Below are 14,987 nucleotides of genomic sequence, written 5' to 3' on the forward strand. Positions count from 1 at the left end.
AGCCGTTTGCAGGCCGGTAGCCCGGGTAAAGCGTCAGCCGCGACCCGGGATTTGTAAGATTTATGGGGTTGTAGCCCGGACAGATGCGCAGCATCGCCTCCGGGAAACAGCGCGCAACGTAGATCTCATTGGCCCGGGTAAGACGTTAGCCGCAACCGGGCCATTTTACCAGGGCACCGTTTAAAAATGTACGCAGACCAGCTGGTCAACGCGCATCACCGACTCCTGCGCAAAACGTGATTTGTAAGTATTGCGCAGCGCCTCAATCCCCTCTTCGCTCTTCGCCTCTTTGCCATGGATCAGCATCAGCGCCTTGCTCTGCTCGCGCGCGACGGTGCCGTCATTGCCCAACCACTGACCGCGCGCATCAAATACCGTCAGGCCATCGCGAAAGCGCGGCGTCACGTCGCGGTCCACGAACTGCTGCCACTCCTGAGCGGTAATATCTTTCCCCGCAGGACGGCTTAAGCCGAAATAAAGCGTCGTCTGCACCATGGCGTTATCCGCCGGGCAGGCGTTAGCGTCTGCCGCCGGGGCCGTCTTCGCGGCAGGCGCCACGCAGCCGCTTAATATCCCTGCCAGTACCAGCGCCAGCGCACCCTGTCTGAAATTCATTTTGCTATCCTCATTGTTATTTGTGCTGAGATATCAGCGTATTTTCAAGCAATTAGCAAGAGGCACAAATAACAAAGCCCGCAGAACGCGGGCTTAAGGTCAATTCAGAGGATTACTCCGCAGTAGCACGTACCGGCGGCGCAGTATGATAATGCGCGTCCGCTTCGGCAAAGCGTCTTTGCATTTCTGCCGACGGCGCTTTCCCCAGCAGGCTGAATACCACAATCCCCAGGCTACCGAAGATAAAACCAGGAATGATTTCATACAGGCCCAGCCAACCAAACTGCTTCCAGACAATCACCGTCACTGCGCCGATGATCATCCCGGCCAGCGCGCCGTTACGCGTCATTCGCGACCACATCACCGAGAACAGCACCACCGGGCCAAACGCCGCACCGAAGCCTGCCCAGGCATAGCTCACCAGACCCAGCACGCGGTTCTCCGGGTTTGCCGCCAGGGCGATGGACACCAATGCCACCACCAGCACCATAAAACGCCCTACCCACACCAGCTCTTTTTGACCGGCATTTTTGCGCAGGAACGCTTTATACAGATCTTCGGTAATCGCGCTGGAGCACACCAGCAGCTGGCAGCTCAGGGTCGACATCACCGCCGCCAGAATCGCCGACAGCAGGATCCCGGCAATCCACGGGTTAAACAGAATCTGCGCCAGTTCGATAAACACCCGCTCGGCGTTTTGATTCACCGCGCCCGCAGCGCCCGGATTGTTATTAAAGTAAGCGATACCGAAGAAACCAACGGCAACCGCGCCCGCCAGGCAGAGGATCATCCAGGTCATGCTGATGCGACGGGCATGAACGATGCTGTGGTGCGAATCCGCCGCCATAAAGCGCGCCAGAATATGCGGCTGACCGAAATAGCCCAGACCCCAGCCCATCAGCGAAATAATCGCCACAAAGTTCAACCCTTTGAGCATATCGACGTTCTCAATGCTCTTTTGTTTAATGACTTCCAGGGAATCGCCAAAACCACCGACGGAAATAATCACCATGACCGGAGTCAGAATCAGGGCAAATATCATCAGGCTGGCCTGAACGGTATCGGTCCAGCTCACCGCGAGGAAACCACCAACGAAGGTATAAATAATGGTTGCCGCCGCACCGGCCCACAGTGCGGTTTCGTAGCTCATCCCGAAGGTGCTTTCAAATAGACGAGCGCCAGCGACAATGCCGGATGCGCAATAAATCGTGAAGAACAGCAGAATAACCAGCGCTGAAATAATCCTCAGCACCCGGCTGGTGTCCTCAAAACGGCCGGTAAAATAATCCGGCAGCGTCAGCGCGTTATTATTGACCTCGGTGTGAACACGTAAGCGCCCCGCCACCAGCTTCCAGTTAACCCATGCGCCCAGCGTCAGGCCAATGGCAATCCAGCTTTCGGAAATACCGGAAATAAATATCGCCCCCGGCAATCCCATTAACAGCCAGCCGCTCATATCCGAGGCCCCGGCGGAGAGCGCCGTAACAAATGGGCCAAGACTACGGCCGCCAAGGATATAATCATCAAAGTTCTTGGTCGATCGCCAGGCAATAAAACCAATGAGTACCATGCCAAAAATATAAACAGTAAAAGTCACCAACATGGGTGTGCTAATAGCCATGCAAAAATCTCCAGAATTTTTTGTCGACAGCGTCCAACTTTGTCGTTTTTTCCACTACCGGAACGGGGTAATGGCATATTGGTTGTATTGGGCGACCGTATCCTGACGGAAGCTTTGTTTTTTCACAAACGATTTAACACAGCATTTACACGAAATACTTCCGGGACCAAACTTCATTTTGTTATAGGTTGCACTCTCTCACGTTTTTAGCGGTTGCACCACGCAAAAGTGTTAACTCACGCATACAACGCCCCTCATATACAGGGAATAAATACCTACCACTTTCACCATAAAATTTAACAATCAAAGCAATTTTCAGCCTGCCACACAATTCTCAATTAACAAGGTTGCACAAAGTTGCAACATGATGGATATTTCTACGCAACCGCATAACTGCACAGAAGCGAAGTTCGCAAAATCATTCAATCTGCGTCGAGGCGGCAAATTTGTAAGTCTCTGGGAGCATAGATAACTATGTGACCAGGGCGCGCAAATGCAGCCAACAAAGAGGCAGGTTGAAGGATGAAGCGAATGACCAATAACAGGAGTTCCTGACATGGGCACCACCACCATGGGTGTAAAACTTGACGACGCGACGCGCGAACGCATTAAATCCGCGGCGAGCCGTATTGACCGCACGCCGCACTGGCTGATTAAACAGGCCATCTTCAACTATCTGGAAAAGCTGGAAAACGACGAGACGCTTCCGGAACTGCCAGCGCTGCTCGCTGGCGCGGCTAACGAAAGCGATGAGACAGGCACTCCGGGCGACGAGCCTTATCAGCCGTTCCTTGAATTCGCCGAGCAGATCCTGCCGCAGTCCGTCTCCCGCGCCTCCATTACCGCCGCCTGGCGCTGGGCCGAAACCGATGCCGTGCCGATGCTGCTGGAGCAGGCCCGTCTGCCGCAAAACCTGGGCGAACAGGCGCACAAGCTGGCTTATCAACTGGCAGAAAAGCTGCGTAATCAGAAAACCGCCAGCGGTCGCGCCGGCATGGTGCAAAGCCTGTTACAGGAATTCTCGCTCTCCTCACAGGAAGGCGTGGCGCTGATGTGCCTTGCGGAAGCGCTGCTGCGCATCCCCGACAAAGCCACCCGTGATGCGCTAATTCGCGACAAAATCAGCAACGGCAACTGGCAGTCGCATATCGGCCGCAGCCCGTCGCTGTTCGTCAACGCCGCCACCTGGGGGCTGCTGTTTACCGGCAAACTGGTCTCTACGCATAACGAAACCAGCCTGTCGCGCTCGCTGAACCGCATTATCGGTAAGAGCGGCGAACCGCTGATCCGCAAAGGCGTCGATATGGCGATGCGTCTGATGGGTGAGCAGTTTGTTACCGGCGAAACCATTGCTGAGGCGCTGGCTAACGCCCGCAAGCTGGAAGATAAAGGTTTCCGCTACTCCTACGATATGCTCGGCGAGGCGGCGTTAACCGCCGACGATGCTCAGGCCTATATGGTCTCCTATCAGCAGGCGATTCACGCCATCGGCAAAGCCTCGAACGGGCGCGGAATTTATGAAGGTCCGGGGATCTCTATTAAACTCTCCGCGCTGCACCCGCGCTACAGCCGCGCTCAGTACGATCGCGCGATGGAAGAGCTTTACCCGCGCCTGAAGTCCCTGACCCTGCTGGCGCGCCAGTACGATATTGGCATCAACATCGACGCCGAAGAGGCAGACCGTCTGGAGATCTCTCTCGATCTGCTGGAAAAACTCTGTTTTGAGCCGGAACTGGCGGGCTGGAACGGCATTGGCTTTGTTATCCAGGCCTACCAGAAACGCTGCCCGTTTGTCATTGACTACCTGATCGACCTCGCCACGCGAAGCCGCCGTCGTCTGATGATCCGCCTGGTGAAAGGCGCTTACTGGGACAGCGAGATCAAACGCGCGCAGATGGATGGCCTCGAAGGCTATCCGGTCTATACCCGCAAGGTCTACACCGACGTGTCTTATCTGGCCTGCGCGAAGAAACTGCTGGCAGTACCGAACCTGATTTATCCGCAGTTCGCAACCCACAACGCCCATACACTGGCAGCGATTTATCAACTCGCCGGGCAGAACTACTATCCGGGACAGTACGAATTCCAGTGCCTGCACGGCATGGGTGAGCCGCTGTATGAGCAGGTCACAGGCCCCGTCGCCGACGGCAAGCTCAACCGTCCGTGCCGTATTTATGCCCCGGTCGGCACCCACGAAACGCTGCTGGCGTATCTGGTGCGTCGTCTGCTGGAAAACGGCGCTAACACCTCATTCGTTAACCGTATTGCCGATAATACCCTGCCGCTGGATGAACTGGTTGCCGACCCGGTAACCGCCGTGGAAAAACTGGCACAGCAGGAAGGTCAGACCGGCCTGCCGCATCCGAAAATTCCGCTACCGCGCGATCTGTACGGCAAAGGCCGCAGCAACTCCGCCGGTCTGGATCTGGCCAACGAACATCGCCTTGCCTCCCTCTCCTCTTCTTTATTAAATAGCGCCCTGCATAAATGGCAGGCGCTGCCGATGCTGGAACAACCGGTTGCCGAAGGCGAAACGCAGGCGGTGATTAACCCGGCGGAGCCAAAAGATATTGTCGGTCACGTGCGTGAAGCCAGCGAGGCTGAAGTTCAGCAGGCGCTGAGCAACGCGGTCAACAATGCGCCAATCTGGTTCGCCACCCCTCCGCAGGAGCGCGCGGCAATCCTTGAACGCGCCGCCATACTGATGGAAAGCCAGATGCCGACTCTGATGGGCATCCTGGTGCGCGAAGCGGGTAAAACCTTCAGCAACGCCATCGCCGAAGTGCGCGAAGCGGTGGATTTCCTGCACTATTACGCGGGACAGGTGCGCGACGATTTTGATAACGAAACCCATCGCCCGTTGGGCCCGGTGGTGTGTATCAGCCCGTGGAACTTCCCGCTGGCGATCTTTACCGGCCAGATAGCCGCCGCGCTGGCGGCGGGCAACACCGTTCTGGCGAAACCCGCCGAGCAGACGCCGCTTATCGCCGCTCAGGGCGTGGCGATCCTGCTGGAAGCAGGCGTGCCGCCGGGCGTTATTCAACTGCTGCCGGGGCGTGGGGAAACCGTCGGCGCTGCATTAACTTCTGATGAGCGCGTGCGCGGCGTGATGTTTACCGGCTCGACCGAAGTCGCCACCTTATTACAACGCAATATCGCTAGCCGTCTTGACGCGCAGGGTCGCCCGACGCCGCTTATCGCCGAAACCGGCGGCATGAACGCGATGATCGTCGACTCCTCTGCCCTGACTGAGCAGGTAGTGATCGACGTACTCGCCTCGGCGTTCGACAGCGCAGGTCAACGCTGCTCCGCCCTGCGCGTGCTGTGCCTGCAGGACGACATCGCCGAGCATACGCTGACCATGCTGCGCGGCGCGATGGCCGAATGCCGGATGGGCAATCCGGGCCGTCTGACTACCGATATCGGGCCGGTGATCGATGTCGAAGCCAAAGAGAACATCGAGCGCCATATCCAGACGCTGCGGACCAAAGGGCGCAAAGTCTTCCAGGCGGTGCGCGAAAATGGAGAAGATTCCCGCGAATGGACCAGCGGTACCTTTGTTCCGCCAACGCTTATCGAACTCGACAGCTTTGACGAGCTGAAAAAAGAGGTCTTCGGCCCGGTGCTGCATGTGGTGCGCTATAACCGCAACGAACTGGATCAACTGGTCGAGCAGATTAACGCTTCCGGCTACGGCCTGACCCTCGGCGTGCATACCCGTATCGACGAGACGATCGCTCAGGTAACCGGCAGCGCTAACGTCGGCAACCTGTACGTCAACCGCAATATGGTCGGCGCGGTAGTCGGCGTGCAGCCGTTCGGCGGCGAAGGGCTGTCGGGTACCGGTCCGAAAGCAGGCGGCCCGCTGTACCTGTACCGCCTGCTCTCCAGCCGTCCGCAAAACGCCGTCGGGATCACCCTCGCCCGCCAGGACGCCGAGCGCCCGCTGGATGCGCAGTTGAAAACGCTGCTGGAAAAACCGCTGGTTGCGCTACAGCAGTGGGCGGCAGATCGACCGGAGCTGAAGGCCCTGTGCCAGGCGTTCAGCGAACAGGCACAGGCCGGAACACAGCGTCTGCTGCCGGGGCCAACCGGCGAGCGCAACACCCTGACCTTTATGCCGCGCGACCGGGTGCTGTGCGTGGCCGATAACGAGCAGGATGCGCTGACCCAGTTGGCGGGCGTTACCGCCGTCGGTTGTGAAGTGCTGTGGCCAGATGCGCCTCTCCAGCGCGAACTGGCGAAAAAGCTGCCGCGCGAAGTCAGCGAACGCATCCACTTTGCCAAAACGGAAACCCTGATGACCGAACCTTTCGATGCGGTTATCTATCACGGCGACTCCGATCAGCTGCGGGAACTGTGCGAACAGGTAGCGGCACGCGATGGCGCGATTGTTTCGGTGCAGGGCTTCGCCCGCGGCGAGAACAATCTGTTGCTGGAACGCCTCTATATTGAACGTTCGCTCAGCGTCAATACCGCCGCGGCAGGCGGTAACGCCAGCCTGATGACGATTGGTTAGGTAATTTCCCGGAGGCGGTGCTGCGCACCTGTCCGGGCTACCGGATCGCAGACGACTGTAGGCACGTAGCCCGGGTCAGGCGCTCTGCGCCGCCCCCGGGAAAACAGACCGGCATCAACGTCAGCTAATGACACCAGGCGCAGGCTGTGGTTAATTAAGGCTCCCGGACGGGAGCTTTTTTTATGGGAGTTGAACAATGAAACGCACTTTACTCGCTCTTGCCGCGCTGCTGGCAAGCACTCATGCGCTGGCGGACGAATGCAATAACGCCAGCAATCAAACGGAGATGAATCAGTGCACCGCCGCCCAATACCAGGCGGCGGATAAAAAACTGAATGAAACCTATCAGGAAGCACTGAAGCGCGCCTCCGGCAAGCAGCAGGAATTACTCAAAAAAGCGCAGCTGGCGTGGATTACCCTGCGCGATGACGACTGCAAATTCCTCGCCTCCGGCGCAGACGGCGGCAGCGTACAGCCGATGCTGATCAACCAGTGCATGTCCGATAAAACCGTTGAGCGCGAGTCGTTCCTTGCCTCGCTGCTACAGTGCGAAGATGGCGATCAAAGCTGCCCTCTGCCGCCTGCTGATTAACGCAGACGAATGCCTTCGATAATCATCCGCTGCACGTTATCGACGGTTTGCTGAAAGAATGCCTCATCGCGCAGCGTTGCGCCGGTCACCGCCTCAACCTGAGTAGCGAAATCGGCGTAATGCTGGGTGGTCGCCCAAATCATAAAAATCAGATGCTGCGGGTCGACCGGCGCCAGCTTGCCGCTCTCGACCCAGCCGGAAACAATCGCCGATTTCTCATCCACCAGCGCTTTTAAATCACCGGTCAGCTCGCCCATCAGCAACGGTGCGCCCTGAAGCATCTCCAGACAAAACAGCTTCGACGCCTGCGGGTGATCGCGCGACACCTCCAGCTTCAGGCGAATATATTCACCAATCGCCACCAGCGGGCTGATATCTTCACGAAAGGCCTTCAGCGGCGCCAGCCAGATAGCCAGAATCTGCTGCAGCACAGCAATATACAGCGCCTCTTTCGACGGGTAGTAATAGAGCAAATTGGTTTTTGACACCCCGGCCAGCTCGGCGACCTGCTCAAGGCGCGTACCGTGGATACCAAACTGCGAGAACGCGTCCAGCGCAGCGGCCAGAATAGCCTCTTTTTTCGCGCTCACCGCCAGTGAACGTTTTCCGGTCTTTTTCACGGCGCCCTGTGCCATTGATTATCTCCTTCTTTTTACGCCATCAGCATAGCAAAAGCCTACCGCCGACACGACTCTCTGCACCTCGATTGCGCATGACTGCGGTTTTTTCGTGCACTGATTTTGACCATTTAGTCTACTTTTTCGCTGTTATTTTCAGCAACCACTCAGCAACACATTAATAACATTAGCCTTTGCAAAACTGGCATCGCCTTTGCTTTACCTTTGACACGGGGCGACCAAAGGAGATGCAGGATGCAGCGCCGCGCGACTTCTTGTTCAACGACATGCAGAGGTAGGTATGAAAATTGGTGTCTTCGTTCCGATTGGTAATAACGGCTGGCTGATTTCCACCCATGCTCCCCAGTACATGCCGACGTTCGAGCTGAATAAGGCTATCGTGCAGAAAGCCGAGCACTATAATTTCGATTTCGCCCTTTCGATGATCAAACTGCGCGGTTTCGGCGGCAAAACCGAATTTTGGGATCACAACCTTGAATCCTTCACCTTGATGGCCGGGCTGGCGGCAGTCACCTCGCGCATTCAGATCTACGCCACCGCCGCCACGCTGACGCTGCCCCCGGCAATCGTCGCCCGTATGGCCTCGACTATCGACTCTATCTCCGGCGGTCGCTTCGGCGTCAATCTGGTGACCGGTTGGCAAAAACCGGAATATGAGCAGATGGGCATGTGGCCGGGGGATGATTACTTCGCCAGCCGCTACGACTATCTCACTGAATATGTCCAGGTTCTGCGCGACCTGTGGGGCACCGGGCGCAGCGACTTTAAAGGCGACTACTTCACCATGAACGATTGTCGCGTTAGCCCGCAGCCGTCGCAGCCGATGAAAGTGATCTGCGCCGGGCAGAGCGATGCCGGAATGGCGTTCTCCGCCCAGCACGCCGACTACAACTTCTGCTTCGGGAAAGGGGTTAACACCCCCGCCGCCTTCGCACCCACCGCAGCGCGGATGATGCAGGCAGCGGAAAAAACCGGCCGCGATGTCGGCTCCTACGTGCTGTTTATGGTGATTGCCGATGAAACCGATGAGGCGGCCCGCGCCAAATGGGAGTACTACAAAGATGGCGCAGATGAAGAAGCGCTGGCATGGCTGACCGAACAGAGCCAGAAAGATACCCGCTCCGGCAGCGACACTAACGTCCGCCAGATGGCTGACCCCACCTCGGCGGTCAACATCAATATGGGTACTCTCGTCGGCTCTTACGCCAACGTCGCCCGCATGCTCGACGAAGTGGCGGCTGTCCCCGGCACCGACGGCGTGCTGCTGACGTTTGATGATTTCCTTATCGGCATCGAAGCCTTTGGTCAGCGCATTCAGCCGCTGATGCGCTGCCGCGACCATATCGCCACACTCACTCAAGAGGTTGCCTGATGATTACCCTTCCCTCTCGCCCGGAATCCCTGACCTTTGCGCCGCAGCAGAGCGCGCTGATCGTGGTGGATATGCAAAACGCCTACGCCAGCGTTGGGGGTTATCTTGACCTCGCCGGGTTTGACGTTTCCGCCACCCGACCGGTAATCGACAATATCAACACCGCCGTTGCCGCCGCGCGCGCCGCCGGAATGCTGATTATCTGGTTCCAGAACGGCTGGGACGACCAGTACGTGGAAGCCGGAGGCCCCGGCTCACCGAATTTTCATAAATCCAACGCGCTGAAAACCATGCGTAAAAACCCTGAGCTGCAGGGCAAACTGCTGGCAAAAGGTGGCTGGGACTATCAGCTGGTCGATCAGCTCAAACCGCTGCCGGGCGATATCGTGCTGCCAAAACCGCGCTACAGCGGTTTCTTCAACACCGCGCTCGACAGCATCCTGCGCAGCCGCGGCATTCGCCACCTGGTCTTTACCGGGATCGCCACCAACGTTTGCGTGGAGTCGACCCTGCGCGATGGCTTCTTCCTCGAATATTTCGGCATCGTGCTTGAAGATGCCACCCACCAGGCCGGGCCGTCGTTCGCCCAGCAGGCGGCGCTGTTCAATATTGAAACCTTTTTTGGCTGGGTCAGCGACGTCACCAGCTTCTGCGCGGCCCTTGAGCCCGCAGCACCGCTCTCATTCCCGGAGGAGAAACGTTATGCCTAAACAGGTGATTAGTCCGCCAGGCACCACCACGCCTATCGCGCCTTTTGTCCCCGGCACGCTGGCCGACGGCGTGGTTTACGTCTCCGGCACGCTGCCGTTTGATAAGCAAAACAATGTGGTTTATATCGGCGACCCAAAGGCGCAAACCCGTCACGTGCTCGACACCATCAAGAGCGTTATCGAGACGGCGGGGGGCAGTATGGAGGATGTGACCTTCAACAGCATCTTTATCACCGACTGGAAAAACTACGCCGCGATTAACGAGGTCTACGCTGAATTCTTCCCCGGCGATAAACCGGCGCGTTTCTGCATTCAGTGCGGGCTGGTGAAGCCTGAAGCGCTGGTAGAGATAGCGACCGTCGCGCATATCGGGAAACCGGCATGATTAAGCTCAATATCTCCCCGGCGCCTTATCCGGGCGCGCCGGTGGTGGTGCTGAGCGCCGGGCTCGGCGGCGCGGGCGGCTACTGGCTGGCGCAGCGGGCGGTGCTGGAAACACGGTATCAACTGGTGAACTATGACCATAACGGCACCGGTGAAAACGGCGGCCCGCTGCCCGCAGGCTACAGCATGGCGACCATGGCGCAGGAGCTGTACGCGGCGCTGCAAGAGGCGGGAGTTTCGCATTTTGCCCTGGTCGGTCACGCGCTGGGCGCGCTGATTGGCCTGCAGTTGGCGCTGGATTTTCCCGAGGCGGTCAGCGCCCTCGTGCTGATTAACGGCTGGCTGACGCTCTCCCCGCATACCCGTCGCTGCTTTCTGGTGCGCGAGCGCCTGCTGCACGCGGGCGGCGCTCAGGCATGGGTCGAAGCGCAGCCGCTGTTTCTCTATCCGGCGGAGTGGATGGCCGCGCGCCTGCCGCGCCTCGAGGCCGAAGACGCGCTCGCCATCAGCCATTTTCAGGGCAAAGATAATCTGCTCAAACGGCTTAATGCCCTCAAACAGGCCGACTTTTCACGGCGGGCGGCGGCAATAACCTGCCCGACGCTTATCATCAACGCGGCTGACGATCTGCTGGTTCCGGCCTCCTGCTCCCGCGTGCTGCAAGCGGCAATCCCCGCCAGCCAACGGGTGGAAATGGCCTGGGGCGGCCACGCTTGTAACGTGACCGATACCGCCACCTTTAACTCTATTTTATGCGACGGACTGGCCAGCCTGCTGCCCGTTACCAAGGAGAATCCATGAGCGAAGCCATTAGCCCGGCCGCCTGCGCCACGCTGTTTACCGATGCCCGAACCCACAACGGCTGGCTGGACAAACCGGTCACCGGCGACCAGCTGCGTGAAATCTACGCCTTGATGAAAATGGGGCCCACCTCCGCCAACTGCTCACCGGCGCGTATCGTTTTTATCCGCACCCCGGAGGGCAAAGAGACGCTGCGCCCGACCCTGTCCAGCGGCAATCTGGAGAAGACCATGCAGGCCCCGGTCACCGCGATTGTGGCCTGGGACAGCGCTTTCTATGACCGCCTGCCGGAGCTGTTTCCCCACGGTGACGCCCGTAGCTGGTTCACCTCCAGCCCACAGCTGGCGGAAGAGACGGCCTTTCGCAACAGCTCATTACAGGCGGCATACCTGATTTTGGCCTGCCGGGCGCTGGGCCTGGATACCGGTCCAATGTCGGGTTTCGATCGCGAAAAGGTCGATGCGGCGTTTTTTGCCGACGGCGGCTGGAAAAGCAACCTGCTGATTAATATCGGCTACGGCGATACCAGCAAACTGTACGCTCGCCTGCCGCGTCTGCCCTTTGATGATGCCTGTCAGCTGGCATAAGGAGCCCGCATGTCTATTACCGATAAACAAAGCTTTCGCGACGCCATGGCCCACGTCGGTGCGGCGGTTAACATTATTACCACCGATGGCCCGGCAGGCCGCGCGGGGTTTACCGCCAGCGCCGTCTGCAGCGTGACCGACGCGCCGCCCACGCTGCTGGTGTGTCTGAATCGCTCAGCCTCGGTCTGGCCGATATTCAGCCAGCACCAGGCGCTGTGCGTCAACACGCTGGCGGCCGGTCAGGAGGGATTATCGAACATGTTTGGCGGCAAAACGCCGATGGCGGAGCGCTTCGCCGCCGCCGACTGGCAAACCGGAGCGACCGGCTGCCCGCGTCTGGAACAGGCGCTGGCGAGCTTTGACTGCCGCATCAGCCAGATTGTTAGCGTCGGGACTCACGACATTCTGTTTTGCGAAGTGGCGGCGATTGTTCGCCATCCGCAACCGCGCGGACTGATGTGGTTCGATCGCGGCTACCACACGCTAATGCGCCCGGCCTGTTAACCTTAAACCCAGGATCTCATCATGGCTCTCTTCGATTTTCCTCGCTGGCAGTTAACCTCCCCCTCCGCCGCGTCCGGCGTCGTCGCTCCCGATGAACGGCTGTCTGCCGGGCAAACCGTGGTGATGGGCGTTCAGCACGCGGTGGCGATGTTTGGCGCAACCGTGCTGATGCCAATCCTGATGGGACTGGATCCCAATCTGTCGATCCTGATGTCAGGCGTTGGTACGTTGCTGTTCTTTTTGGTTACCGGCGGGCGCGTGCCGAGCTATCTCGGCTCCAGTGCCGCCTTCGTCGGCGTGGTCATCGCCGTCACCGGTTTCAACGGCCAGGGGCTGAACCCGCACCTAAGCGTCGCGCTGGGCGGCATTATTATCTGCGGTCTGGTTTATACCCTGATTGGCCTGGTAGTGATGAAGATCGGCACCCGCTGGATTGAGCGGATGATGCCGCCGGTCGTTACCGGCGCGGTGGTGATGGCGATTGGCCTGAACCTCGCGCCCATCGCGGTGCGCAGCGTGTCGGCAACGCCGTTCGACGGCTGGATGGCGGTGCTGACCGTTCTGTGCATCGGCCTGGTAGCGGTGTTTACCCGCGGGATGCTGCAGCGGCTGCTGATCCTCGTTGGGCTGATTGTCGCCTGCGCGCTCTACGCGCTGCTGGCGAACGTGCTTGGGCTGGGCAAGCCGCTCGATTTTGGCCTGCTTGAGCAGGCGGCGTGGTTTGGCATGCCGCAGGTTACCACCCCGACGTTTAACAGCCAGGCGATGATGCTGATCGCACCGGTCGCAGTGATTCTGGTAGCGGAAAATCTCGGCCACCTGAAGGCGGTTGCCGGAATGACCGGGCGCAATATGGACCCGTATATGGGGCGCGCGTTCGTCGGCGACGGGCTGGCAACCATGCTTTCAGGCTCGGTTGGCGGCAGCGGCGTCACGACCTACGCAGAGAATATCGGCGTGATGGCGGTAACCAAAGTGTACTCCACGCTGGTGTTCGTCGCGGCGGCAGTGATTGCGATGCTGCTCGGATTTTCGCCGAAATTCGGTGCGCTGATCCACACCATTCCCGGGCCGGTTATCGGCGGCGCATCCATTGTGGTGTTTGGTTTGATTGCCGTCGCGGGCGCGCGGATTTGGGTACAAAACCGGGTGGATTTGAGCCAGAACGGTAATCTGATTATGGTCGCGGTGACGCTGGTACTGGGCGCGGGTGATTTTGCGCTATCGCTGGGCGGCTTTACCCTCGGCGGGATTGGTACGGCGACATTCGGCGCGATTCTGCTCCACGCCCTGCTTAACCGCCGTCAGCATGAAGTCAAACAACCTGACGTCACCCCTGTTTAACCCGTTGGCACGTACCTGTAGCCCGGACAGATGCGCAGCATCGCTTCCGGGAAATTATGCCATCCTGCGCTGTGCTCCCGGGGGCGACGCAGGGCGCCTTGACCGGGGTACAGGTCCACCGCCGTCTGCGATCTGGTAGCCCGGACAGGTGCGCAGCACCGCCTCCGGGAAATTATACCATCCTGCGCTGTGCTCCCGGGGACGGCGCAGGGCGCCTTGCCCGGGCTACAGGTCCATCGCCGTCTGCGATCTGGTAGCCCGGACAGGTGCGCAGCACCGCCTCCGGGAATACTTAAGGCTCGGTACGATCCCTAATCCCGGATAAGGCGTTCACGCCGCCATCCGGGAGCTTCTCTGGCGGCAGGATCTTTTTCCGCTTCCACTTCAGCTCGCTAACCAGCACGCCCGCCAGAATAAACACGCAGCCCACCAGCGCCAGCAGCGGCAAACGCTCTCCGGCAATACGGCCAAACAACCCCGCCCACACCGGTTCTCCGGTGTAAATCAGCGTTGCCCGCGTCGGCGACACGCTGCGCTGTGCCCAGTTCATGGTCACCTGAATAATGGCGCTGAAGATGCCTAATCCCAGCGCAACGCCAATCAGCCCCGACGTCATCGGCGGAATGCTTTCTCCAACCGGGGCCATACCGGCAAACGCCACCAGCGACGCCGTCGCCAGCTGAACTACCGTCACCCGGCGGATATCCACCTTCCCCGCCAAGGCGCTGATCAGAATAATTTCTGCCGCAATCGCCACCGCGCTGGCAAGAGTGATCATCTCGCCGACACCCAGCGCCAGCAGGTTACTCTCCGGGCCGGCCAGCAGGATCAGACCGATAAACGCCAGCACGATACCGACGCAGGACATCATCCCCGGCATCCGTCTGAGGAACAGCCATTGCAATAGCGGCACTAGCGGCACGTACATGGCGGTAATAAACGCCGATTTACTGCTGGAGATCGACTGCAACCCCCAGGTTTGCAGGCCGTAGCCCAGCGCAATCGAGATACCTATCGCCACGCCCGCTTTTAGCTCCAGCCATGTCAGGCCGCGTAATGTACGCAGCGACAGTAAAGCCACCGCCAGCGCGGCGGTACCAAAACGCAGTCCGACGAAGAACAGCGGCCCGCTTAGCGTCACCGCATACTGAACGGCGAGAAACGTACCACCCCAGAACATGGTGATAACAAGCAGGATGGCTTCCTGGCGGGTAAGGGAGAATTTAAACGAAGACATCACACGGCCAATCATAATAAATAGCCCGCTAGTGTGCAGTCTGCCCCCCGCAGAGGCAACCAT

At 59.0% G+C, this 14,987-nt stretch carries 13 protein-coding genes; 9 read left to right on the forward strand and 4 right to left on the reverse strand.

The features are described 5' to 3' along the window. Nucleotides 1-180: 180 nt before the first annotated feature. Together AC07P6_RS19345 and putP are read right to left on the reverse strand one after the other, a co-directional pair. A complete protein-coding gene (locus AC07P6_RS19345) occupies nucleotides 181-615 on the reverse strand; it encodes a DUF3574 domain-containing protein (RefSeq protein WP_478314249.1) in 435 nt (144 codons plus the stop codon). 112 nt (nucleotides 616-727) lie between these two features. Then, nucleotides 728-2,236: a sodium/proline symporter PutP gene (gene putP / locus AC07P6_RS19350; RefSeq protein ID WP_478314251.1), complete on the reverse strand. Its 1,509-nt coding sequence runs from the start codon at nucleotides 2,234-2,236 to the stop codon at nucleotides 728-730. Between the two features lie 556 nt (nucleotides 2,237-2,792). Between putP and putA the strand changes: the two genes are divergently transcribed. Next, nucleotides 2,793-6,755, forward strand: coding sequence for a trifunctional transcriptional regulator/proline dehydrogenase/L-glutamate gamma-semialdehyde dehydrogenase (gene putA / locus AC07P6_RS19355; protein WP_478314253.1), 3,963 nt, complete (start codon nucleotides 2,793-2,795; stop codon nucleotides 6,753-6,755). A 196-nt stretch (nucleotides 6,756-6,951) separates the two neighbouring features. Then, nucleotides 6,952-7,347: a lysozyme inhibitor LprI family protein gene (locus AC07P6_RS19360; protein WP_478314255.1), complete on the forward strand. Its 396-nt coding sequence runs from the start codon at nucleotides 6,952-6,954 to the stop codon at nucleotides 7,345-7,347. Here the strand turns inward: AC07P6_RS19360 and rutR are convergent. Beyond that, nucleotides 7,344-7,982, reverse strand: coding sequence for an HTH-type transcriptional regulator RutR (gene rutR / locus AC07P6_RS19365; RefSeq protein WP_142512394.1), 639 nt, complete (start codon nucleotides 7,980-7,982; stop codon nucleotides 7,344-7,346). The genes AC07P6_RS19360 and rutR overlap by 4 nt on opposite strands. Nucleotides 7,983-8,265: 283 nt before the next feature. Here rutR and rutA point away from each other — a divergent pair, with 283 nt between their 5' ends. Genes rutA through rutG form a run of 7 tightly spaced genes read left to right on the forward strand, consistent with a single transcriptional unit; the run spans nucleotide 8,266 to nucleotide 13,687 of the window. Then, nucleotides 8,266-9,357, forward strand: a complete 1,092-nt coding sequence (gene rutA, locus AC07P6_RS19370) for a pyrimidine utilization protein A (RefSeq protein ID WP_478314257.1) — start codon at nucleotides 8,266-8,268, stop codon at nucleotides 9,355-9,357. Further along, nucleotides 9,357-10,067 (forward strand): pyrimidine utilization protein B, encoded by a 711-nt coding sequence (rutB, locus tag AC07P6_RS19375; RefSeq protein WP_478314259.1) that lies wholly within the window; start codon nucleotides 9,357-9,359, stop codon nucleotides 10,065-10,067. The genes rutA and rutB overlap by 1 nt, the downstream gene beginning before the upstream one ends. After that, nucleotides 10,060-10,452 (forward strand): pyrimidine utilization protein C, encoded by a 393-nt coding sequence (gene rutC / locus AC07P6_RS19380; RefSeq protein ID WP_478314261.1) that lies wholly within the window; start codon nucleotides 10,060-10,062, stop codon nucleotides 10,450-10,452. The genes rutB and rutC overlap by 8 nt, the downstream gene beginning before the upstream one ends. Further along, nucleotides 10,449-11,252: a pyrimidine utilization protein D gene (gene rutD, locus AC07P6_RS19385; protein ID WP_478314263.1), complete on the forward strand. Its 804-nt coding sequence runs from the start codon at nucleotides 10,449-10,451 to the stop codon at nucleotides 11,250-11,252. Before rutC ends, rutD begins: the two co-directional genes overlap by 4 nt. After that, a complete protein-coding gene (locus AC07P6_RS19390; protein WP_478314265.1) occupies nucleotides 11,249-11,839 on the forward strand; it encodes a malonic semialdehyde reductase in 591 nt (196 codons plus the stop codon). Before rutD ends, AC07P6_RS19390 begins: the two co-directional genes overlap by 4 nt. A 9-nt stretch (nucleotides 11,840-11,848) precedes the next feature. Then, entirely contained in the window at nucleotides 11,849-12,343 is a 495-nt protein-coding gene (gene rutF, locus AC07P6_RS19395; protein WP_478314267.1) for an NADH-dependent FMN reductase RutF, read from the forward strand. A 21-nt stretch (nucleotides 12,344-12,364) separates the two neighbouring features. Beyond that, nucleotides 12,365-13,687, forward strand: coding sequence for a pyrimidine utilization transport protein G (rutG, locus tag AC07P6_RS19400; protein ID WP_182237787.1), 1,323 nt, complete (start codon nucleotides 12,365-12,367; stop codon nucleotides 13,685-13,687). Between the two features lie 292 nt (nucleotides 13,688-13,979). Here rutG and AC07P6_RS19405 read toward each other — a convergent pair whose 3' ends face one another. Beyond that, nucleotides 13,980-14,924 carry a DMT family transporter gene (locus tag AC07P6_RS19405; protein WP_478314269.1) on the reverse strand — a complete coding sequence of 315 codons (945 nt, stop codon included), beginning with the start codon at nucleotides 14,922-14,924 and terminating at the stop codon, nucleotides 13,980-13,982. Nucleotides 14,925-14,987: the final 63 nt, after the last annotated feature.

It is taken from the genome of Klebsiella sp. GFKo11 (genome assembly GCF_056490265.1).